Genomic DNA, 18622 nt, shown 5'->3' with positions numbered 1-18622 from the left:
CGAAAGTTGTTCGCACTCGAAGCGAACGCAGAGGTCACCAAGTACTGCTTCGCAGATCAGTTGGCAGCAGTCTTGTTGGCTTCTTCGCCGCTGGCCGGGAAGGTACGCGGGCCGTAAACCTTGAAGCGGTAGACACGCAGACCGTGGGCAGCGTGGAAGAGAGCGCCGCATTCGACATCGACGGACTTGGTCTTGCGAAAGACCGAGGCCATGTTAGCAACTGCCCGGCGAACCCAAGGTTCTTGCAATTCTTCTTTGGTCATCGAGGCCGCGAGAAATTCCATGACGTGACCGGCCGAGCCCATCGCTTGAGCCAAGTCGGCGCTCATGCCCTGACGTTGAAAGTAGTTTGACGAGAGCGAGCCATCGGGGTTTTGCAGTTCCTTCGCCTTGGCGATGCAGTCCTTGATCTTGGCGTCAACATCGGCCCACACGCCTTCGAGCTTGCCGCCAGCGGCGACGTGACGATCGCGGGCCATGACGAGACCGAACATGCGGTGAGCGCCACCACAGGGGCTTTGGTCGAGGGCGTAGCCGAGTTCGATTTCGGCCAGCTTCTCAATGCTCCAGTCCGAACCGTCGGCTGCTTTCCAGGTGTAGCCAGGTTTGCGATAAGCACTCAGGGCCATCAGCGTCCAGCTGTATTCCTTGGCTGGATTGCGATGCACGTCGCGCTCGGCCTGTAGGATCCAATCGTTGAGGGTCATCTTTTCTCCCTCAACCATCACGGGTTCATCGAGGGGCATACCACAGTCGCACAAGTAGCCGAGCCATTGATCGGTGTGACCTTGGCCAGCCTTGGTTCCCTCTTCGAGCAACGCGCGCACGCCGTATTGCTTGGTCTCTTCGTTGAGCAGGTCACCTTTGACCAGGTTCCAGCCCTTCATCTTGCCGCCGTTCAGGACGTGCGTCAGAGCCGAGACGTCTTTGTCGCCATCGCGAACTTGAAAGTCGCGTTTGAAGGCGAGTGCGCCGTGAATCATCTGCCAGGCAGCTTGATCCTTCAGATCGAGGCGGCGATTTTCGTAGGTGTAATCGAGAGCGTCGTCGATCTGCTTCTTCAGTTCGGCATCGGTCAGTTCGGGCTTCTTCACGGCACCGGTCGAGTCGATGACCGGCTTATTGACCTGAACCTTGGTGGGTTCAGGAGCCGATTCGCAGCCGGTCAAAGCGACCAGCGCGCTGAGCAGGGCAACGGACAGGGCAATAAGGCGAACGGGAAAGCTGAACAGGGAGCAACCAGACATAGCGAAACACTTTCTCGGCGGGGAGTTGCCAGCAAGTCGGAGAAGACCGGTGGCAACTGCCGAAGCGAGGGGGAAATCGGCGTACCTGCCGCGAAGCGCATCCTTGGTACACGAATATACCCCTCAGTTTTGCCATGGACCAGGATTGCCGACCAGTAGTTTGGTTAAAATGGAGAAAGCTTGCCGCTGGCAGGCATTCCGGCCGGAATGCGTCAGTTTGCCGCAGAATCTGCCTCGCCACTGAGAGCGACTCTCAATAACCCGTTTCTCTGCTTGATTTTAGCGATCTTCGCCCCGCCTGCAGGTTGCTGGAGAGTGGCCTCCCTTCTACAATCCCGCATCACCCGATTGGTTTGCTGTCAGCCCGGCTGATCTTGTCGTTTCGTCCGGGTGAAGCCAGATCTTCGTCGCCGCTTTTTCGAGCCTGTACGCATGTTGCCACGTAAGCCGATTTTTCCGAATGTGATTGAACTGAACTTTCAGGCTGGCCAGGTCATGGGCTGCAATGTCTACCTGGTCTTCGATCAAAAGGAGTGGCTGCTGATCGACATTGGGTTCGAGGAAGCAACCGAGGAAATCGTCGAGCTGATTCGCAAGCTCGACTTCCCCCTCAGCCGCTGCAAGATGCTGATTGCCACGCACGCTGACGTCGATCACATCCAGGGACTAGCCAAGGCCAAGTCGTTGCTCAAAGCACCAGTCTATGCTCACCCCAAGGCCGTGAAGCCGCTGGAAGAAGGAGACCGCCTGCGCACGTTTGCCCAGATCGAGCCCCAGAACATCGACCTGGCGATGCCCGCCGTAAAGATCGATCACACCATCGAAGACGGCGACGTCATCACCGTCGGCAAGCTCAAGCTCGAAGTCTGGCTCACGCCCGGACACACCGACAGCCAACTCAGCTTCCGCATGGGCAACCTCCTCTTCAGCGGCGACAACATCTATCGCGATGGCTGCGTCGGCGCGATCGACGCCCATCACGGCAGCGACATCCCCTCGTTCATCAAGTCGCTCCAGCGCATCCGCAACAGCGACGTCGAATGGTTGCTCCCCAGCCACGGCCCCGTCTTTCGCAAAGACAACAAACTCATTGATGCCACCATCAAGCGACTCACAGGCTACCTGAGCATGGCCGACTGGGGCACCTGCGCCACGCATTGGCCACTCATGGACGAATACGAAGCGGAAGTTGCTGATGGCAAACTGCCCGAGTAAGTATTCTTCGTAGGATGCAGCCGTGCTGCGTCTTCTTCACCAATCCATTCGGACGAAGCACGGCTTCATCCCACGCTCAATTGCTTAACTCACCGCTACCGCAATTCCCCGCAGCACCAGGTTCGGCAAGTAGCGAGCGTGTTCGGCAACCAGCGGCGAGAGCCGGCGCAGATCGCCCCCGGTGATGAACAACTCCGGTTCCACGTCTAGCTCTGCCTTCATCCGCTCGACAATCTCACGCACGGCACCCACCGCGCCCCAGAACAGTCCGCTGCGAATGGCCGCGTCGGTGTTTTTGCCCACAACTTCCGGCGGCTCTTCATTCGGCTGCAGCGTCGTGAGTGGCAACTGATCGGCACCACCAAACAGCGCCTCGGCCGACATGCGAAAGCCGGCGAGAATCGTCCCGCCGAGAAACGCCCCTTCGCTACTGAGCAGGTTCACCGTCACGGCAGTCCCAGCGCCCACGACAATCGCCGGCGTGTTCGCGGTCCGCAGCACGTTCGCGCCAACCGCAGCAGCCAGACGATCGAGGCCCACTTTGTTGGGCTCATCCACGAGCACTTCAATCGGCAGGTCGTGCCGCGAAAGCACGCGATAGTCATCGGCGGGACGATGTTGGCGAACCCAGTTCCCCAGCCGTTGTTGCCCGGCGCGATTCACGCTCGAGACCCGCCAGCGAACCGCTTCGTGCGGCAACTTCTCCAGCAGTTCATCGCCAGGGCCATCTTCGGTGCGAAAGTCAGCGGTCTGCGTCGCCAGCGGCAGCTCGCTCGCAGCATTTCTCTCGGCAGCAAACCACCCGAGTTTGGCGAAGCTGTTGCCAATATCGACGGCGATCAGCTGCGGGCCACTCATGCGACAGCCTTGGCATCAAGGGCCGCAGTTACCGCGTGCATCAGGTGATTCAAGCCTTCGCCGGTCACTGCCGAGATCAGCAGCACGGGCGTGCCGATCGATTCCTGCAGCTTCTCTTGCACTTCTTTCGCTTCGGGCAACTCGGCCTTGGTCACAGCCACAATCTCTTGTCGCAGCCCCAACTCTTTGTCGTAGATGCCCAGCTCTTCGCGAATGGTGTGATAGTTGGCGATGGGGTCGCTTAGGTCGGCTGGAGCAGGCTCGACAAGGTGAACGAGGATCCCCGCGCGTTCGACATGGCGCAGAAACTCGTGACCAAGGCCCGCGCCGTGACTGGCTCCTTCGATCAGACCCGGAATATCGGCCAGGACAAAGTGGCGATCGCGATCGACCTGCACCATGCCCAGGTTGGGATACTTCGTGGTGAAAGGATAGTCAGCGATTTGCGGCCGAGCCTTCGTCAAGCGACTCAGCAGCGTGCTCTTGCCGGCGTTGGGCTTGCCGATGATACCGACGTCGGCGATCACCTTCATTTCGAGAACCAGCTCGCGTCGTTCGCCATCGCCACCAGGCGTATGATCGCGCGGGGCGCGATTGGTCGACGTTTTGAAGCGGCTATTACCCTTGCCGGCTTCACCGCCGCGGGCGACGACAATGCTGTCCCCTTCGAGCATCATGTCGCGCAGCACGAAGTCGTTCTTGTAGTCGATGATCAGCGTGCCCACGGGCACTTCCAGGGTCAAGTCGTGGCCGTCTTTGCCCGCTTTGTTCGAGCCGCTGCCGTGAGCGCCAGCGCTGGCCTTCCAGAACTTGGTGTGCGAGAAGCCGGCCAGGTTATTCACGCCGTTGCGAGCCACAATAATGACGCTGCCACCCTTGCCGCCGTCGCCGCCATCGGGGCCGCCATTGGGTACGTACTTTTCGCGGCGAAAGCTCATGCAGCCGTTGCCGCCGTTGCCGGCTTGAACCTCAATCTGAACGCGGTCGACAAACATGGCAGCACGACTCTAACCTTCCGACGAACCAAACTCGTACAAACAACTCTCACACGAAACGGCAAAGGCCCACGAGCCAGCGATAGCACGTGAGCCTTCAAGCTTGACAGCTTGGAACGGGCGAAGCAACTTCGCACCAGTTCAGCAAGCTGGTTCTTCGCAAAAAACTAGTTGGCAGCAGCGTCGACGTTAATGCGACGGCTGTCCTGGTCGAACTTCACCACACCGTCGGTCAACGCGAACAGCGTGTAGTCCTTGCCTTGGCCCACATTGCGACCAGCGCGGAACACCGTGCCCAGCTGACGAACGAGAATGTTGCCGGCGATGACTTTCTCGCCGCCAAACTTCTTCACGCCCCGCCGCTGACCATTCGAGTCGCGACCGTTGCTGGTAGAACCCTGACCCTTCTTATGTGCCATGACAGAAACCCTTTACGTCGATCGCGACCAGTCCGGCGACTGGTAGATTGTGTAATGTATCGGCTGCGAATCCCAGATTTTAGCGATACAACCACTCGTAATCAAGGCGTTCTGTCGCTCCAAACAGTTTGAAAATCTTCGCCTGTTCGGCCGGATCGGGATCGATCCGCATCCCATAGCGAATTTCCTCTTCCGCTTCATCAATGGCATCGCCCGGACGCCAGAAGTTCAAGCGGAGCGTCTTGTGCGTCAGTTGGCGACCTGTGCCGGGCTTATCGCCAGCCTTGAAGGCCCCAGCGGGATCTTCGTAGCGGTAGGCATTGGTCAAGCCTTGCACATACACGCTGAAGTAGTCGATCCGTGGGTCAACATCTTCCCAAGTCACCACGCCCCACACGGCCTTGTCCGCGTCAGGCTTGCTGACCCCAATCGGCACCTCCATGATCGACTGCGAGTCGTGCAATTTGATCTTCGTATCGCCAGGAAACTCCCGAGCTTTGATGACGGGCATCGCCGCCGGAATCACGCGATCGAGATACTGCTTATTGAACTCTACCGACTCCAGCACAAAGTGCGGGAAGAACCGCAAATCCTCGGTTTCCTTGTCGAAAATCGTGACGATGTTGGTCAGTTCTTTGCTGTAGGTGATGTGCTTGGTGCCGCGAAAATCTTCTTCCTTGGCGATGGGCTTCCAGTGGCCCCCCAGGTTACGGATTCGGTAAACCATGTACCAAACCAGCTTCCGCTGCATCTTGCCGTTGGCTTGCGGCATATCGACTTCAATCATCCGCATCGGCTTGAACGCAAACTCCAGGTTCCAGATCGTCCGCCGCAGGGTGCTGGCCTTGGCCTGTTCGAAGACTGTGTCTGTTTTCGGGCTCAAGTTAGGCTTGTAATCGAGGCCTGGAATGGCGATCGGAATCTCGGCCAGGGGGCGCGGCCCGCTGAACATCTCTACTTCGTTGGGCGTCGAAGGAATCGTGGTGACCACGCCTGGTGCTAGCCGGCGGGTCTGAGCCTGAACCAGGCCCGCTGCCAGGACCAACGTGCAGACGGCGAGGCAGCCAACAGCGACAACTTTTGAGAACATGGATTTCATAAGTACTGCCAACCAAGAGCGATGAGCATGCTTGCAGTCGTTGAGTATAGTTTGCCGACTTCCAAACTCCTAGCTTTCCCAGAATTCGCAGCATCCACACCTCGATATTCCCCGCACAACCGGCATTTCCCTCCTCGCGGACCCCGAGTCGGGATTCGGAGGTCGGAGCGGGGCCTTTCCTACCTTCCTTCCGCCCCTTTCTCCCTTCCGCCCCCGCCCCTGCGGCGGGGGTTTATTGGCTTTTGCACTACTGCGTGGCAACATCGCCCAGCCCGCTCGCGAACTCTCCCTGTCCTCAAACTACAAACCACGAACTACAAACTTCGAACTGCTCCCCACTCCGCGCTCAAAAGCACTCCTCCACCGTCTGCACGGGAAATTTACTCGGCGGCGGCTCAATCCAGTTCGTCGGCACCAGCCGGCGAAAACCTTCCGCCTCCTGCACTAACCTGCCGCGCGCATCCACGCTGAACGCCGAGCCCGGCTTCGGCGTAAACTTCTCCACCGCCGATGGATGCCGCTCCGTCGTAAACGCCGGCGCCGTCGACCGTAGGAACTCAGTCGTCGGGCAGGAAGAAGAGGGGGAGTGTGGAAGAGCGGGAGAGGGGGAGATTGTCGCATCCGACCGCTCCTGCCCTCGACCTTCTCCCATCCGCCCCCGTCTTTCCTCTTCCCGCCCCCGGGCCTGCCCCGGGGGTTCAACGGCTTTTGCACTACCGGCCGGCAACATCGCGTTGCCAACTCGCAAACTCTCCTCTGAACCCAGACCACTTTCCCAGCGGTCGCCCCTCACCCCGGCCCTCTCCCCTGAGTACCGAGGAGAGGGAGTTGGGACGGTTTTGATAACTTTTTCGTCGATAATTTCAGCGATAACCACGTCGTCGCTATCTTCTATTGTCTCAACGACTTCGCACGATTTCATAGCCGTTATTTCCGGTGTTTTTCCGCCTTCGGTGATAACCGTTTGATAACCACTTTCGGACGTGCTGAATCCATCTTCCTGCCCCCGCGTTTCTTCCTTCCGCCCCCGGGCCTGCCCCGGGGGTTCAACGGCTTTTGCACTAGCAGCCGGCAACATCGCGTTGCTCGCTCGCCAACTCTCCTGCGAACCCAGACCGCTCTCACAGCGCTCGCCCCTCACCCCAGCCCTCTCCCCTGAGTACAGAGGAGAGGGACCAAAGACGGCGGCAACTTCTTCTAGCTTCCCCTCATTCTGCATTCTGCGTTCTTCCTTCTGCCTTTCCTTCTCCCTTTCCTTCGCCTCCCACTTCTCCACCTCCGGCAGCGCCGCGTCGATCCACCGCCGCTGTTCCGCCATCCGCTCGTCGTACGTCATCTCGGGCTCTTCCGGAAGCCGATTCTTCGTCTCGAAGTCGACCGTGCCATCGAGTTTGATCCCTTCAAACTTCAGCATCTTTTCGCTCATGCGAATCGCATCGTTGAGAAATCGCGGATTGCCGTCGCGAGTCTTCGACGACGTTTCTACCATCAAGTCGCCCTTGAACTTGCGTTTTTTCGCATTGAATTGTGGCTCTTGCGACGCCCGCCACTTTTCGCACATCTGCGAGTAGCCCATATCGAGCCGACGCTTGTGCTGCCGCGTCAGCATGTGCAAGCGCTGGATCCGCCCCTGCTCGCTCTTGTGCTCCGTCTCGCGATTGGTCGTCAGTTCGGGCTCGCCTTCCCAGCGCTGCAGCTTGTGACAAATCTTGCTCACCGCAGGCTGCGAGATGCCGAACTCCGCCGCCACCATCCGCTGCGAGACCCCATGCGTCGAGCATCGCTCGTAGATCTCCAAATCCCTCGGCTTCGGCGCACGAAAGATGCTCTGTGTCTTCTTTTTCTTGCTCATGTTTCAAACTCCGGGGCGTGAAGACGGCGAAAGTGGGAGTGAGGGAAAGTGCGAGACAAATGCCTGGAAGCGCATGCGCCTATCCTTGGTTAACCAAGAACACCCGCCTTCTCACCCTCTCACGACCACCCAATTACTAACCAACTGCGCACGACATAGTGCACACATGCCAATTACTATCTCACCGTCGTGATTCTTTCACAAGCACTTTTTAAAAAAATTCCCCTAGCCCCTAGTTCCTAGCTCCTAGCTCCTAGTTCCCACCCCCAACCGCCCGGCAAAGTTTTCGCACGCGGAATAAGTGGAACTGAGTTGGAGAAAAATTCGCGAGACGCGAAGAATCAGGCGCGAAAACGATTGTCAAAATCGCTGCGAGCGGAAATAAACAGAAGAGGTCATGTTGTGTCGCTCGTTCAGAATGATTGCTGAAGAGCCAACGCGACCCGCGATGCTCTTTTGGTCATCTGTCCGGGCAGGGTGCGGCCATGAAATTGGACGCGAACATGCAGTTGTCGTTAGTGGCCGTCATCATGGCGGGGCTGGCACTCATCATCAGTCTGTTCGGGGCATTCCCCGGACTGAAAGGCGTCTTCTCGGTCGTCCGCGACGGAGTCCTCTGGCTGGCGATGCTCGCCATCATTGGCGGCGTCGGCTTTGTGGTCTATCAGCGACTGCAACAAACGCCGACCATCACGCAGCGCCCCACGCTCGAAGGCTTTACGAACAGTTCGTTCGGCGGCGGTAGTACAACAGTCTCGAGTTCGCCGGTCTCCACTTCGCCCGCTGCGAATGCCTTCGGCTCGAGCTCTTTTGGCAGCACTCCGCCGGCCACAACCCAGCGGCCACCCTTGCCGGACTACTCGCGGCCGTCGGTGAATACGCGACCGATGTTGCCGGCATTTCCCCGGCCGTGATTCGCGGAAGCGAGGTCCTTACCCCACCGCGTCAAACGCTTTGCCGGTATCGAGCGACTTACCAACTTGAGCCGCCGATTGCAGCAGTTCGACCACGGCCGCGCCCTGTTGCTTCACGGCCGATTGCTGCTTCATGAGCACGCTGATTTGAATCTGCGTTTGCAGGGAGGAATTTTGAGCGGCGGAAACGCAGCTGGTGTCGCACATACACGGCCTCGCAGAAAACGGACGTACTCCGGATTCATCGGCGGCGGTGGCGAGTCTTTTGATCAATTTTCCGGCGGCGGCACAATCGGCACAGGCCGAACGGGTTTTACCCCACCACTGACGTGCATCGGTCACCTCGATTAATTACGATAGAGCCAACGTGCGAGAACCGTGGGGCAGCAGCCAGGTGCCCTGCGGTTGTAATTTTCATCGCTGGAAGCTCCCTAGCCGGCGCGGGTGATTTGAAGCGGTCATGACCATCGAGTTTCCCTGCCCGCAATGCGCCCAGTTAGTGCGCACCCCCGACGCAGCTGCCGGCAAGCGGGGAAAGTGCCCCAGCTGCGCTGCCGTCGTGCAGATTCCGCTGGCCTCGCGCCCACCCGCTACACCGCCGCCGAAGCCGGCGCCGGGATCTCCTTCGGCTTGGCCACCGACGAAGCCGCCGACAAAGCCAGCGACGACAAAACCGGCTGCGCCCTCTCCGCCCGCAGCGGCGCAACCACCGAAGGCTGAACCGACTAAAACCGATCCGGCTGAGACCGGCCCCATCGAGTTTTTCTGCGCTTCGTGCGGGCAGCAAGTGCGCACGCCTCGCGCGGCAGCCGGCAAAAAGGGAAAGTGCCCGCACTGCGCCAGCGTCGTGCAGATTCCGCTCTCGAACAAAGCCGCAGCAGCTTCAGCGGCGGCAAGGCCGGCCGCGCGATCTGCTCAGCCCGAGATCGGCATGGCACCGGAGAGCGGCCAGCCTGAACCTAAGATGTTGCCGAAGCCCGAAGCGATTGCGACGGCCAAGCGGACCAAGTCGTCGCAGTTCACCCCGGCCAAGCCGGCGGAAACCAAAGTCGTGCCGACGGTCGAAGCCCCCGAGCCCGTGGCGCTGCAACCTTCGGTCATCTTGGCGGTCCCGCCTCCGCAGCCCGTCACGCCGCAGCAGCCCACGACCATTTCGGCCAAGCCCACACCGATTCTCGCGCCGCATCCCAAGCTGGAGCCACTCCCCCCCGAGAACGCAGGCCTGGAACCCCTTACCGACGATCCCTTTGGTGGTCCCGCGTCATTGCCACCTTCGACACCGGTCGATGCGTTTACCAATCTGCCGGTCCTCACCCCAGTCGGCCACGATGCCTACGGCGGAGCCGCGACGCTCGGCATTCCGCCGGCCCCGTATGGACTGCCGCCGAACAGCGCCTTCGATCCCAATCCGTATCAATCGCCTCAATATTCGCAACCGTCGGCCGGCTATCCACAGCCTGGCGGGGCAGGTAGCGGCGATAACTCGACCTTGATGTTGCCGGCCATCTTTCAGATGATCGGCGCCGGTTTTACGTTGTTGCTGCTAGTCCTGCCACTGTTCCGGGCCACCTATGGGCTCTTCGCCCTGCTGTGGGTTTCGTCGCAGTCGATGTCGCTCGAATCGCAAGCTTACTTGGGTGGTTACCTGGCCTGGCAGATTGCCGAATTCGTCTGGATGTTGATCATCCTCATCGTCCAGATCATGATCATTGTCGGTTCGGTGGGCATGATCCAGCGCCGAGGGTACGGCAACGCCTTGGCAGCTGCCTGGGGCGGAGCGATTCCGTGTATCGGCTGCTGTACCTTCCCGTTTTCCATTTGGGCGCTTGTCGTGCTTTATCAAGAGAATATAAAACGGTCTTTCCGAAGTTAAGGCAAGCTGCTGCCCAGCCGAGCGAAGAACAACAATTGCGGTCACACCGTCCACTAACAATGGCTCTCCTTCACGCGATGGCTGAATCATGACAATCGAGTTTCGCTGCGCGCAGTGCAATCAATTGCTGCGAGTGCCGGACACGAGTGCCGGCAAGAATGCTCGTTGCCCGAAGTGTCAGCTGTTGATGCAGATTCCTGCGACGAGTCCGCAGCAGTACGCTCCGCCACCGCCGCAGGGCAACTTCGCGCCGCCACCGCCCCCGACGTTTGCTCCGCCGGCCGGTTATGGTCAGCCGGGCTTTCAGCAACCGGGCTTTCCACAACCAGGTTATGGTCAGCCAGGCTTTGGTCCGCCCCCACCACCTCCTCCGCCGCCCCCACCACCCAATCCTTTCGACTTTTCCGGCGGGCACGGCGGCGGTTCAGTCGGTGGTGCAGGTGGCAGTCCGGCGAAGAGCGGCTCGTTCGATTTTCTCGGTGGTCCACCGAGCCCACAGCCCGGGGGTTTTGTCGCGCCGCCCAATCCGTATGCCTCTCCCGCGGGCACTTACGATTCGCATTCCGCGACCACTGCCCCGGCCAAAGGTGGCCGCCAGGGTTTGCCCTGGGAACGAAATCGCCACAAGAACTTCAAGTCGTACATGGATACGGCCCAGCTCATTTCCTTCGATCCCGGCCGCGCGTTTTCGATGATGTGGCAGCGCGGGGACATGGGCAACCCCATGTTCTTCTCGATGTGGGGCCTGGGCATCGCCTCGCTGGGGAATCTGGTTTGGGGCGTCCTCTTCTCCTTCATCATGATGGCCTCGATCGGCGCGCCCCCCGAGGCAATCGGCATGGGCGTGATGATGAGCGCCGTTCAACAACTGGTGATCGGGGCTCTCTCGGTGGGGCTGGGAGCCACGCTGGGCAATTTCATTGGCGGCGCTGTTCTGCATGTCTGCTTGCTCATTTGTGGTGGCAGTCGGCAGACGTTCGACACCTCGTTTCGCATCGTTGCCTTTTCTCAGGGTGGCTTAGCCTGGCTTAACTTGATTCCCGTCGCCGGCCCGCTGGCTCTCCTTTTCTGGTCGATCGCGGTCAACATCATCGCCGTGCAAAAGGCCCACGAAGTGCCGCCTGGTCGCGCGGCGATGGCAGTCTTGCTGCCGATCATTGTCATCTGCGGTCTGTTTACCATCTTTGCCGTGCTGTTCTTTTCGGCCATCATGGCCATCATCGCCCAAGCTGCTTCCCAGAACCGCTGATTGGAAACTCATGCCCATTGAATTCAGCTGTTCGCAGTGCAGTCGCCCGTTGCGTGTGCCCGATGCCAGTGCCGGCAAGATGGCGCGTTGTCCAGGTTGCCAGGCGATCAACAAGATTCCTGACGCCTCGTCGGATCCAGGTCTCGGCAGTTTAGGCTCGGCGCTACCGAGCGCTGGTTTGCCGAGTGCTGGCTTGCCCGGTTCTTTCGATCCACCTGCAACTGATCCGTTTTCACCGCCCAGCGCACTGCCACAACCGGCTCCCCCTGCGTGGCTGCCAAATGCCGGTGCGTTCGCACCGATCTCTCACAATCCCACGCCGGTTCCTGGTAGCAACTATCCCGTCGCGGGCAATCTGGGCACCAGCAATCCTTTTGCTGATGGCGCGCCGCGCGAGCCCAAACCGGCTGGACCAATATCGTTTGGCGATGCAGCCGCCAATCCGTATGCCTCGCCCTATTCGATTCCGCAGCATCTGCTAAGCAGCTCTCAAGGCTTGCCCTGGGACTTGGAAGTCGGCCCCAGCAGTTGGTTCGAAACGCTCAAGCTCATTCTGCTCGAGATGAACGACGCGTTTCGCCGGATGAAGCCCGACGGAGGTTACCTGGGGCCACTCGGGTTTTACATGGTCTGTGCCTGCATCAGCCTAGTGGTCAACATGATCTTCCAGGGTGGCTGGACAGCGCTGCAAATGGGCGCGCAAGGTGGCCAGGGGAACGGGCAAGAGTTGATCTACACGTTGATTGGGTATGTCGTCATCATGGCGGCTGGCCTGATCTTGTCGCCGCTGTTTTGCTTTATCGCGGCGGCCTTTTTGCACGGCTCGCTGATGGTCGTCGGCGGCGCGAATCGCGGCTATGAGACGACCTTTCGACTCACCGCGTACAGCTTTGGCACGATGACGATTGTGGGAATGATTCCCTGCGTCGGAGGCTGCGTGGTGCTCGTCTGGGGATTGGCCTGCTTGATCAACGCGCTGCTCGAAGCCCATCGTTGCACGACCGGCCAGGCAGTCGGTGCGGTCGTCATCTCGTTTGTGGGCTACGTCGTGCTGATTGTCGGCTTCGTGATGTCCATCGTCGCACTGGTGGCATTCGCCGCCGCAGCGGGGTGACCTCACTGCTTCTCTCAATCGCCGCTACTTCTTGGGTTTGATCTTACCAACCGGTGGCGACCATTCAGGAGGAGCAGGCGGCGGAAACCCGGGCGGGCGAACACCGTGATTGAGCGTATTCCAAGTTCGCCAAGCCAGATTTTGGATGGTTGGATTTGCGGAAGTCAGATGGGGAATGATTGCAGAGTTCAGTGCTTTTTGAACCAGCGCTTCCACTTCTAACGTCATGCTCAGGGAACCGAGGAATTCCTCCAGTTCACTCAGGGCTTCTTCTAACGAAGCACCATTGCCCTGCAATCGCTTCTGCCACAACCGCAACTGTAAACGACTGGTTGTCCAAGCACACCGAACCATAGATCCCCGGTATTGATAGCTCCTCAATCGTGGGAACTGCTGTTTCAAGTCTTCCCGAAAATCGGGCTCGCAAGATCCGAGATACTCCGACACATTAACGACTCGCTGCCCGCCAATTCCGCCAGCCGCTGCGTGTACGAGCTCGCGAATCAAATATCCATCGGGCACTAGACCGACAGTCACCTGATCGCAGATGAGAATCTCCTCGATTCGCGACTGGCCACGCCCTTGCCAAACCCGAACGTGTACTACAGCCCGCAGCACGTTCTTAGAAATCGAAGCAGCGAAGAAATACTCGCGGGCTACATTCGCCGCGAACGATCTGACAGGACGTTGCATCAGCTTGCGATTCTTTTTCGCGAGCTTCAGCACCACAACGAGCGGTGCTTTCAGGAATACTTCGAGAGCTTCGCGACGAGCAGCGGGCTTCTTCCCTTGCTGCGCCTCGCTCCAGGCTGCTTGCCATTCGCGCCAGCTTTTTTCTCGCATGGCCGGGCTATTTCTTCGCATCTACCGGAATCTGATCGATCTTCGCGGCGAGAATGAAATCGTTCTCGCTCAGGCCGCCGATGGCGTGGGTGAAGATCTCGATCCAGACGCGGCGATAGCCTTCGAGGTGCAGGTCGGGATGATGTTGATCGGCTTCGGCGATCTGGGCCACTTCGTCAAAGAACTTGATGCCGACCATGAAGTTCTTGACGTTCCAGTCTTTGCGAATCCGCTGGCCGTCGTGCGTGAGTCGCCAGCCTGGCAGTTGGGCCAGTTGCTGCTCGGCATCGCGGGCCGCATAAGGCTCGACGCCCCCTTCGCACGGTTTGCACTTTTTCTTCGTCAGTTCTGCCGGTGATTGAGAGGCCATGCATTTGCTCCAGGATGATTCCTGCCTTCATTATCGTTGCCAAGTCGCAGCATGGCAAAGGGGAGGAGCAAACAACAGGGGCGAAGCGAGCTATAATCGCGGAGCCAACTCCACCAATCCTTTCTCGCCCTCGAATTGAAGCCTGCGCATGCCCTGGACCACTGCCGATGCTGCTACGAAGTGCGCGCTGGTCACGGGAGCTTCGTCGGGACTAGGGCTGGCGATTGCCCGACAATTGACGGCTGCGGGAACGAAGGTGGCGCTCGTCGCCCGCGATGCTGCCAAATTGCAACTGGCCATTGATTCGCTGCAAGTTCCCGCTGATCGCACGCTCGCGATTGCCGCCGATATCACCCAGCAGACCGATGTCGACCGGATGCGAATCACGGTCGAAGAGACCTGGGGCAAGCTCGACCTGCTGGTGAACTGCGCCGGCAAGAGTAGTCGTGGCAAGATCGAAGACACGACGCCCGAGCAGTTTCAGGAACTGTGGGAGCTGAATTTTCTCGCGGCGGTCCGTTGTACGCGGGCGCTGTTGCCACTGCTGCTGACGACGCACGGTCACGTGGTACAGATCGGTTCGTTGGCGTCGAAGTCAACTTCGAAGTTTCTCGGCGCTTATCCGGCGGGCAAGTTCGCCCTCGCCGCATACTCACAGCAGCTTCGCCTGGAACTGGGCGAGCGGGGCTTGCACGTGCTGCTCGTTTGTCCGGGACCAATCGCCCGCGACGATGCCGGCTCGCGTTACGACGCCGAGGCCAGCAACCTGCCCGCCGAAGCGCGCCAGCCCGGTGGTGGCGTCAAGCTCAAGGGCATCAAACCCGACGATCTCGCCCGGCGCATCCTCCGTGCCTGCGAATGTCGCCAACTCGAACTGATCGTTCCCGCGAAGGCTCGCTTGCTCTTTACCCTCAGTGCGCTCTGGCCGAGTCTCGGCGATTGGCTGACGAAACGCATGACGGGCGGGTAACTTGTTGGCCGGCAACAAGTGGACGAACGCAGTTCCGGCAAAAATTGTTTACTGGCTACGATCTGTGGCGCATGGCGCGGTCGATGTCGCGTTTGGCGTCGTTCTTTTTCAGGGTCTCGCGCTTATCGTGCAGCTTTTTACCGCGACAGAGGCCGATGAGCACCTTGGCGATGCCGCGCGGGTTGAAGTAGACCTTCAAAGGGACGAGCGTCAGCCCTTTTTCGTGCGCAAGGCCGGCGAACTTTTCCTGCTCGACCTTTTTCATCAGCAGTTTGCGAGGCCGCTTGGGAGCATGATTCCAGATGGTCGCCTGCTTGTACTCAGCGATGTCGGCACCGACGAGCCAGATGTCGCCGTCCTTCACACGAGCGTATGCTTCGTCGAGCGACAGCTTGCCGTCGCGCAGGCTTTTCACTTCGCTGCCGAGCAGTTGCACGCCGCATTCGAGCGTGTCGAGAATCTCGAACCGAAACCGAGCCTTGCGATTATCGGAGACCATCTTCCCTTCGGGCTCTTTGGGCGCAGCGGGCTTCTTGCCTGCTGACTTATCAGCCTTCGCCTTGGTCGGCGGTGGTTTCGTCGGTTTTGGTTGGCCTTTGCCCATGATGCTATGACGATCTGATTTCTGCAACAAACGCCCCCGCCCCTGCGGCGGGGGTTCATTGGCTTTTGCACTACTCATTGCAACTGCGGCAAGCTAGTGCAAAAGCCAATGAACCCCCGGGGCGGGCCCGGGGGCGATATTACTAGCTGCTCTTCACACAATATACCGTGAGCGAACGTGGGCCGTGGGCACCGATGACCAGCGATTGCTCGATGTCAGCGGTCTTCGAAGGGCCCGCGATGAACGCGCCGAAGCGCGGCGTGCCATCGAAGGTCAGTCGTTCGTAGGCCGCGTGCATCGTATGGACGATTTGCTCGGCGGGAATCACCAGCACCAAGTGTTGCGTGATGAACAGCAGCACGCGATTACGCAGCTGACTATCCCACAGCCAAATGGCACCGTTTTCAGCCACGCCGAACTCGCCCCGCGCAATGGCGACGTCAATGGTCTCGAGTTGATGTGGATCGTCGCAGGCTCGTTCGTCGATGTTACCAGCGGCGATCTCGGGCACCAGCGAGGCGACCTGTTTCGCAGTTTGAAAGACCGTCAGCTGCGATAAATGTTCGCGCGCGGCGTCGAGTGAATCGACAAAGTGGCAACTGCCACCGATGCCGGCGAGCGACTTGGCGAATTGCTCGGCGGCGTTCTCGTAGGCGATCCACGGGCCGGCCAGATCGGGCAAGTCTTGATTGGGAAGGGTGTCCGCTCGCAGCCTGGCGAGGATTTCATCACGACTGGCCATGACCGCCCTGCTTCAAATTCGGCTGCTTCGGTTGTTGCTGCTTTGCCTGCTGTTGTTGCCGAGTTTTCAGCTCTTCGCGAAAGCTATGCGTGGGGAACATTGGCAACTCGCGTTGCTTGCCCCAGGGATTCAGCCGGTTGTAGATCAGCCAGCGAGGCAGCACTGGCACGATCTTCCGCGCGAGCCAACCGCTGAGGCGATAAATCCACGAAGTGCCAAGCACGATTCGCGCCAGCTTCATGCCGAGCACTTTATCGAGCGGCAGCTGATTCCGCTTGGCGATCTCGCCGCGCCACGTGAGCAATTGATTGTGCAAATCGATCTTCACCGGGCAGACATCCGTGCACGAGCCACACAGGCTGCAGGCAAACGGCAAGCTGTAATGCTTGGCACTATCCATCGCGGGGGAAAGGATCGAACCGATCGGGCCCGGGACGGTGCTGTTGTAGCTATAGCCGCCGCTGCGACGATACACGGGGCAGGTGTTCATGCACGCGCCGCAGCGAATGCAGTTCAGCGAGCGGCGATAGTCGCTCGAAGCACGAATCTGTGAACGGCCGTTATCGACGAGCACAATATGCAACTCACCGCCGGCTCGCGGACCATGAAAGTGCGAAGAGTAAGTGGTGATGGGCTGGCCAGTTGCCGAGCGCGCGAGCAAGCGTAAGAAGACGCCCAGGTCCTTCGCGCGGGGAATCAGTTTTTCGATGCCCATGCAGGCGATATGTACCTTGGGAAGCGAGACACCGATGTCGGCATTTCCTTCGTTGGTACAGATCACAATGCCGCCAGTCTCGGCAATGCCAAAGTTTACACCCGTCAGGCCCGCTTCGGCCCGCATGAACTTATCGCGCAAGTGTTGGCGAGCCGCTTCGGCCAGATACTTGGGGTCGGAAGCGCCCGCTTCGGTATGCAACTCTTTGTGAAACAGGTCGCCGATGTCTTGCTTCTTCAGGTGAATGGCCGGCAGCACGATGTGACTGGGCGGCATTCCCTGCATCTGGACAATTCGTTCGCCCAGGTCGCTATCGATGACTTCGATACCATGCTTTTCGAGATGCGGATTGAGATGGCACTCTTCGGTGAGCATGCTCTTGCTCTTCACCAGCCGGGTGACGCCGTGGCTTTGCAAAATCTCGAGCACGATTCGGTTGTGTTCGGCAGCGTCGGCGGCCCAGTGAACCTTCGCGCCGAGCTTGGTCGCTTGTCGCTCGAATAGTTCGAGATAGTCGGCCAGCTTTTGCTGGGTGTGCATCTTGATGGCGGATGCCGCAGTCCGCAGGTCTTCCCATTCGGGAAGGGACTTCGCGGCGAGGTCGCGCTTGTGACGCACGAACCACAAGGTTTGATCGTGCCAGCGGGCGCGTTCTTTGTCCTTGATGAAGCCGTCGGCGAGTACGGGATGCGAAGGGCTCATGTGGCACTCCCCGACAAGATCTCGGCGACGTGCAGCACGCGAATTGGCTTCTTCTGGCGGCGAATGATGCCGTCGAGGTGCATCAGGCAACTCATATCGTTGGCGGTGAGCACTTCCGCGCCGGCCTGCTCGTGATCGGCGACGCGATCTTCGCCCATCAGGCAGCTGACGGCTTCTTCGCTCACCGCGAACGTGCCGCCAAAGCCGCAGCACTCGTCGGGACGGGTAAGCGGGACGAACTCGATCCCATCGATCATCTGCAGCACTTGTTTCACTTTGCTGAACTGTGGGCCCATCACCTCGCTGCAACTACCCAGGCGCAGCTCCCGCAGGCCGTGGCAACTTTGATGCAACCCGACGCGATGCGGAAAGCGGCCGGGAAGCTTTTCGATCTTGAGGACGTCGGTCAGGAACTCGCACAACTCGAACGTCTTGGCCTTAATTTTTTCCAGGGCCGGGTCGTGATGCAGCAAGTGATCGTAATGATTCCGCACCATGGCCACGCAACTGCCGGAAGGGGCCACGACGTAATCGTAAGGCCCAAAGATTTCGAGAAACCGCTTGGCGAGCGGGCGGGCATCATCCAGGCAGCCCGTATTGGCCATGGGCTGGCCGCAGCAGGTCTGGGCAGTCGGAAACTCGACGGTTTGCCCCAGGCTCTCAAGCAAATCGAGCGTGGCCAGGCCAACTTTGGGAAAAAGCTGATCGACGTAACAGGGGATGAACAGACCAATGGTGGGCATGGGCAAACGCGGGGAGAGCAACTCACAGGCAATGTTGGTCAAAGTATTGTACCAAGCGGGCGAGCAATGCGAGTGGGGAAGTCGCGACTCACTGCCGA

General features: G+C 59.5%; 19 protein-coding genes. 6 read left to right on the top strand and 13 right to left on the bottom strand.

What is annotated here, in order from left to right; translation table 11 throughout:
• Positions 1-56: 56 nt before the first annotated feature.
• Positions 57-1247 (bottom strand): ADP-ribosylation factor-directed GTPase activating protein isoform b, encoded by a 1191-nt coding sequence (locus NA78x_RS03720; RefSeq protein ID WP_425617075.1) that lies wholly within the window; start codon positions 1245-1247, stop codon positions 57-59.
• A 432-nt stretch (positions 1248-1679) separates the two neighbouring features.
• On the opposite strand from NA78x_RS03720, the gene NA78x_RS03715 reads away from it, so the two are divergent.
• Positions 1680-2462 carry an MBL fold metallo-hydrolase gene (locus NA78x_RS03715; protein ID WP_425617074.1) on the top strand — a complete coding sequence of 261 codons (783 nt, stop codon included), beginning with the start codon at positions 1680-1682 and terminating at the stop codon, positions 2460-2462.
• Between the two features lie 84 nt (positions 2463-2546).
• Here NA78x_RS03715 and NA78x_RS03710 read toward each other — a convergent pair whose 3' ends face one another.
• From NA78x_RS03710 to NA78x_RS03690, 5 genes are all read right to left on the bottom strand, one after another.
• Entirely contained in the window at positions 2547-3320 is a 774-nt protein-coding gene (locus NA78x_RS03710) for a type III pantothenate kinase (RefSeq protein WP_425617073.1), read from the bottom strand.
• Positions 3317-4315 carry a GTPase ObgE gene (gene obgE / locus NA78x_RS03705; protein ID WP_425617072.1) on the bottom strand — a complete coding sequence of 333 codons (999 nt, stop codon included), beginning with the start codon at positions 4313-4315 and terminating at the stop codon, positions 3317-3319. Before obgE ends, NA78x_RS03710 begins: the two co-directional genes overlap by 4 nt.
• 167 nt (positions 4316-4482) lie before the next feature.
• Positions 4483-4734, bottom strand: coding sequence for a 50S ribosomal protein L27 (rpmA, locus tag NA78x_RS03700; RefSeq protein ID WP_425617071.1), 252 nt, complete (start codon positions 4732-4734; stop codon positions 4483-4485).
• A 79-nt stretch (positions 4735-4813) separates the two neighbouring features.
• Positions 4814-5824, bottom strand: coding sequence for a hypothetical protein (locus tag NA78x_RS03695; RefSeq protein WP_425617070.1), 1011 nt, complete (start codon positions 5822-5824; stop codon positions 4814-4816).
• A 355-nt stretch (positions 5825-6179) separates the two neighbouring features.
• Positions 6180-7685, bottom strand: a complete 1506-nt coding sequence (locus tag NA78x_RS03690) for a hypothetical protein (protein WP_425617069.1) — start codon at positions 7683-7685, stop codon at positions 6180-6182.
• Between the two features lie 503 nt (positions 7686-8188).
• Between NA78x_RS03690 and NA78x_RS03685 the strand changes: the two genes are divergently transcribed.
• Positions 8189-8599, top strand: coding sequence for a hypothetical protein (locus NA78x_RS03685; RefSeq protein ID WP_425617068.1), 411 nt, complete (start codon positions 8189-8191; stop codon positions 8597-8599).
• 18 nt (positions 8600-8617) lie between these two features.
• On the opposite strand, the gene NA78x_RS03680 is transcribed toward NA78x_RS03685, so the two are convergent.
• Positions 8618-8806, bottom strand: coding sequence for a hypothetical protein (locus NA78x_RS03680; RefSeq protein WP_425617067.1), 189 nt, complete (start codon positions 8804-8806; stop codon positions 8618-8620).
• A 253-nt stretch (positions 8807-9059) separates the two neighbouring features.
• Between NA78x_RS03680 and NA78x_RS03675 the strand changes: the two genes are divergently transcribed.
• The 3 genes from NA78x_RS03675 to NA78x_RS03665 all read left to right on the top strand — a co-directional run bounded on the left by NA78x_RS03675 (position 9060) and on the right by NA78x_RS03665 (position 12835).
• Positions 9060-10472 carry a hypothetical protein gene (locus NA78x_RS03675; protein ID WP_425617066.1) on the top strand — a complete coding sequence of 471 codons (1413 nt, stop codon included), beginning with the start codon at positions 9060-9062 and terminating at the stop codon, positions 10470-10472.
• 88 nt (positions 10473-10560) lie between these two features.
• Positions 10561-11721 carry a YIP1 family protein gene (locus NA78x_RS03670; RefSeq protein WP_425617065.1) on the top strand — a complete coding sequence of 387 codons (1161 nt, stop codon included), beginning with the start codon at positions 10561-10563 and terminating at the stop codon, positions 11719-11721.
• 10 nt (positions 11722-11731) lie between these two features.
• Positions 11732-12835 (top strand): YIP1 family protein, encoded by a 1104-nt coding sequence (locus NA78x_RS03665; protein WP_425617064.1) that lies wholly within the window; start codon positions 11732-11734, stop codon positions 12833-12835.
• 24 nt (positions 12836-12859) lie between these two features.
• Here NA78x_RS03665 and NA78x_RS03660 read toward each other — a convergent pair whose 3' ends face one another.
• Positions 12860-13678 (bottom strand): hypothetical protein, encoded by an 819-nt coding sequence (locus NA78x_RS03660; RefSeq protein ID WP_425617063.1) that lies wholly within the window; start codon positions 13676-13678, stop codon positions 12860-12862.
• Positions 13679-13685: 7 nt separating this feature from the next.
• Positions 13686-14048 carry a 4a-hydroxytetrahydrobiopterin dehydratase gene (locus NA78x_RS03655; RefSeq protein ID WP_425617062.1) on the bottom strand — a complete coding sequence of 121 codons (363 nt, stop codon included), beginning with the start codon at positions 14046-14048 and terminating at the stop codon, positions 13686-13688.
• A 148-nt stretch (positions 14049-14196) separates the two neighbouring features.
• Here NA78x_RS03655 and NA78x_RS03650 point away from each other — a divergent pair, with 148 nt between their 5' ends.
• Positions 14197-15018, top strand: a complete 822-nt coding sequence (locus tag NA78x_RS03650; protein WP_425617061.1) for an SDR family NAD(P)-dependent oxidoreductase — start codon at positions 14197-14199, stop codon at positions 15016-15018.
• Between the two features lie 55 nt (positions 15019-15073).
• On the opposite strand, the gene smpB is transcribed toward NA78x_RS03650, so the two are convergent.
• The 4 genes from smpB to NA78x_RS03630 all read right to left on the bottom strand — a co-directional run bounded on the left by smpB (position 15074) and on the right by NA78x_RS03630 (position 18566).
• Positions 15074-15622 (bottom strand): SsrA-binding protein SmpB, encoded by a 549-nt coding sequence (gene smpB / locus NA78x_RS03645; protein ID WP_425619497.1) that lies wholly within the window; start codon positions 15620-15622, stop codon positions 15074-15076.
• A 142-nt stretch (positions 15623-15764) separates the two neighbouring features.
• Positions 15765-16364 (bottom strand): LutC/YkgG family protein, encoded by a 600-nt coding sequence (locus NA78x_RS03640; protein WP_425617060.1) that lies wholly within the window; start codon positions 16362-16364, stop codon positions 15765-15767.
• Entirely contained in the window at positions 16351-17781 is a 1431-nt protein-coding gene (locus tag NA78x_RS03635) for a lactate utilization protein B (protein ID WP_425617059.1), read from the bottom strand. Before NA78x_RS03635 ends, NA78x_RS03640 begins: the two co-directional genes overlap by 14 nt.
• Entirely contained in the window at positions 17778-18566 is a 789-nt protein-coding gene (locus NA78x_RS03630; RefSeq protein WP_425617058.1) for a (Fe-S)-binding protein, read from the bottom strand. Before NA78x_RS03630 ends, NA78x_RS03635 begins: the two co-directional genes overlap by 4 nt.
• Between the last annotated feature and the right edge of the window lie 56 nt (positions 18567-18622).

Origin of the sequence: Anatilimnocola aquadivae (assembly GCF_049819085.1) — a bacterium.
Lineage (GTDB): Bacteria > Planctomycetota > Planctomycetia > Pirellulales > Pirellulaceae > Anatilimnocola.
The sequence above is the reverse complement of the archived record's forward strand: the minus strand, read 5'-3'. Positions and strand labels throughout refer to the sequence as shown.

Bases quoted from the DNA above. Each gene is read 5' to 3' on its own strand.
- NA78x_RS03650 (WP_425617061.1), top strand. From the start codon at position 14,197: ATGCCCTGGACCACTGCCGATGCTGCTACGAAGTGCGCGCTGGTCACG.
- NA78x_RS03715 (WP_425617074.1), top strand. From the start codon at position 1,680: ATGTTGCCACGTAAGCCGATTTTTCCGAATGTGATTGAACTGAACTTT.
- rpmA (WP_425617071.1), bottom strand. From the start codon at position 4,734: ATGGCACATAAGAAGGGTCAGGGTTCTACCAGCAACGGTCGCGACTCG.
- NA78x_RS03690 (WP_425617069.1), bottom strand. From the start codon at position 7,685: ATGAGCAAGAAAAAGAAGACACAGAGCATCTTTCGTGCGCCGAAGCCG.
- NA78x_RS03675 (WP_425617066.1), top strand. From the start codon at position 9,060: ATGACCATCGAGTTTCCCTGCCCGCAATGCGCCCAGTTAGTGCGCACC.
- NA78x_RS03665 (WP_425617064.1), top strand. From the start codon at position 11,732: ATGCCCATTGAATTCAGCTGTTCGCAGTGCAGTCGCCCGTTGCGTGTG.
- NA78x_RS03670 (WP_425617065.1), top strand. From the start codon at position 10,561: ATGACAATCGAGTTTCGCTGCGCGCAGTGCAATCAATTGCTGCGAGTG.
- smpB (WP_425619497.1), bottom strand. From the start codon at position 15,622: ATGGGCAAAGGCCAACCAAAACCGACGAAACCACCGCCGACCAAGGCG.
- NA78x_RS03695 (WP_425617070.1), bottom strand. From the start codon at position 5,824: ATGTTCTCAAAAGTTGTCGCTGTTGGCTGCCTCGCCGTCTGCACGTTG.
- NA78x_RS03720 (WP_425617075.1), bottom strand. From the start codon at position 1,247: ATGTCTGGTTGCTCCCTGTTCAGCTTTCCCGTTCGCCTTATTGCCCTG.
- obgE (WP_425617072.1), bottom strand. From the start codon at position 4,315: ATGTTTGTCGACCGCGTTCAGATTGAGGTTCAAGCCGGCAACGGCGGC.
- NA78x_RS03640 (WP_425617060.1), bottom strand. From the start codon at position 16,364: ATGGCCAGTCGTGATGAAATCCTCGCCAGGCTGCGAGCGGACACCCTT.
- NA78x_RS03710 (WP_425617073.1), bottom strand. From the start codon at position 3,320: ATGAGTGGCCCGCAGCTGATCGCCGTCGATATTGGCAACAGCTTCGCC.
- NA78x_RS03635 (WP_425617059.1), bottom strand. From the start codon at position 17,781: ATGAGCCCTTCGCATCCCGTACTCGCCGACGGCTTCATCAAGGACAAA.
- NA78x_RS03660 (WP_425617063.1), bottom strand. From the start codon at position 13,678: ATGCGAGAAAAAAGCTGGCGCGAATGGCAAGCAGCCTGGAGCGAGGCG.
- NA78x_RS03680 (WP_425617067.1), bottom strand. From the start codon at position 8,806: ATGTGCGACACCAGCTGCGTTTCCGCCGCTCAAAATTCCTCCCTGCAA.
- NA78x_RS03685 (WP_425617068.1), top strand. From the start codon at position 8,189: ATGCAGTTGTCGTTAGTGGCCGTCATCATGGCGGGGCTGGCACTCATC.
- NA78x_RS03655 (WP_425617062.1), bottom strand. From the start codon at position 14,048: ATGGCCTCTCAATCACCGGCAGAACTGACGAAGAAAAAGTGCAAACCG.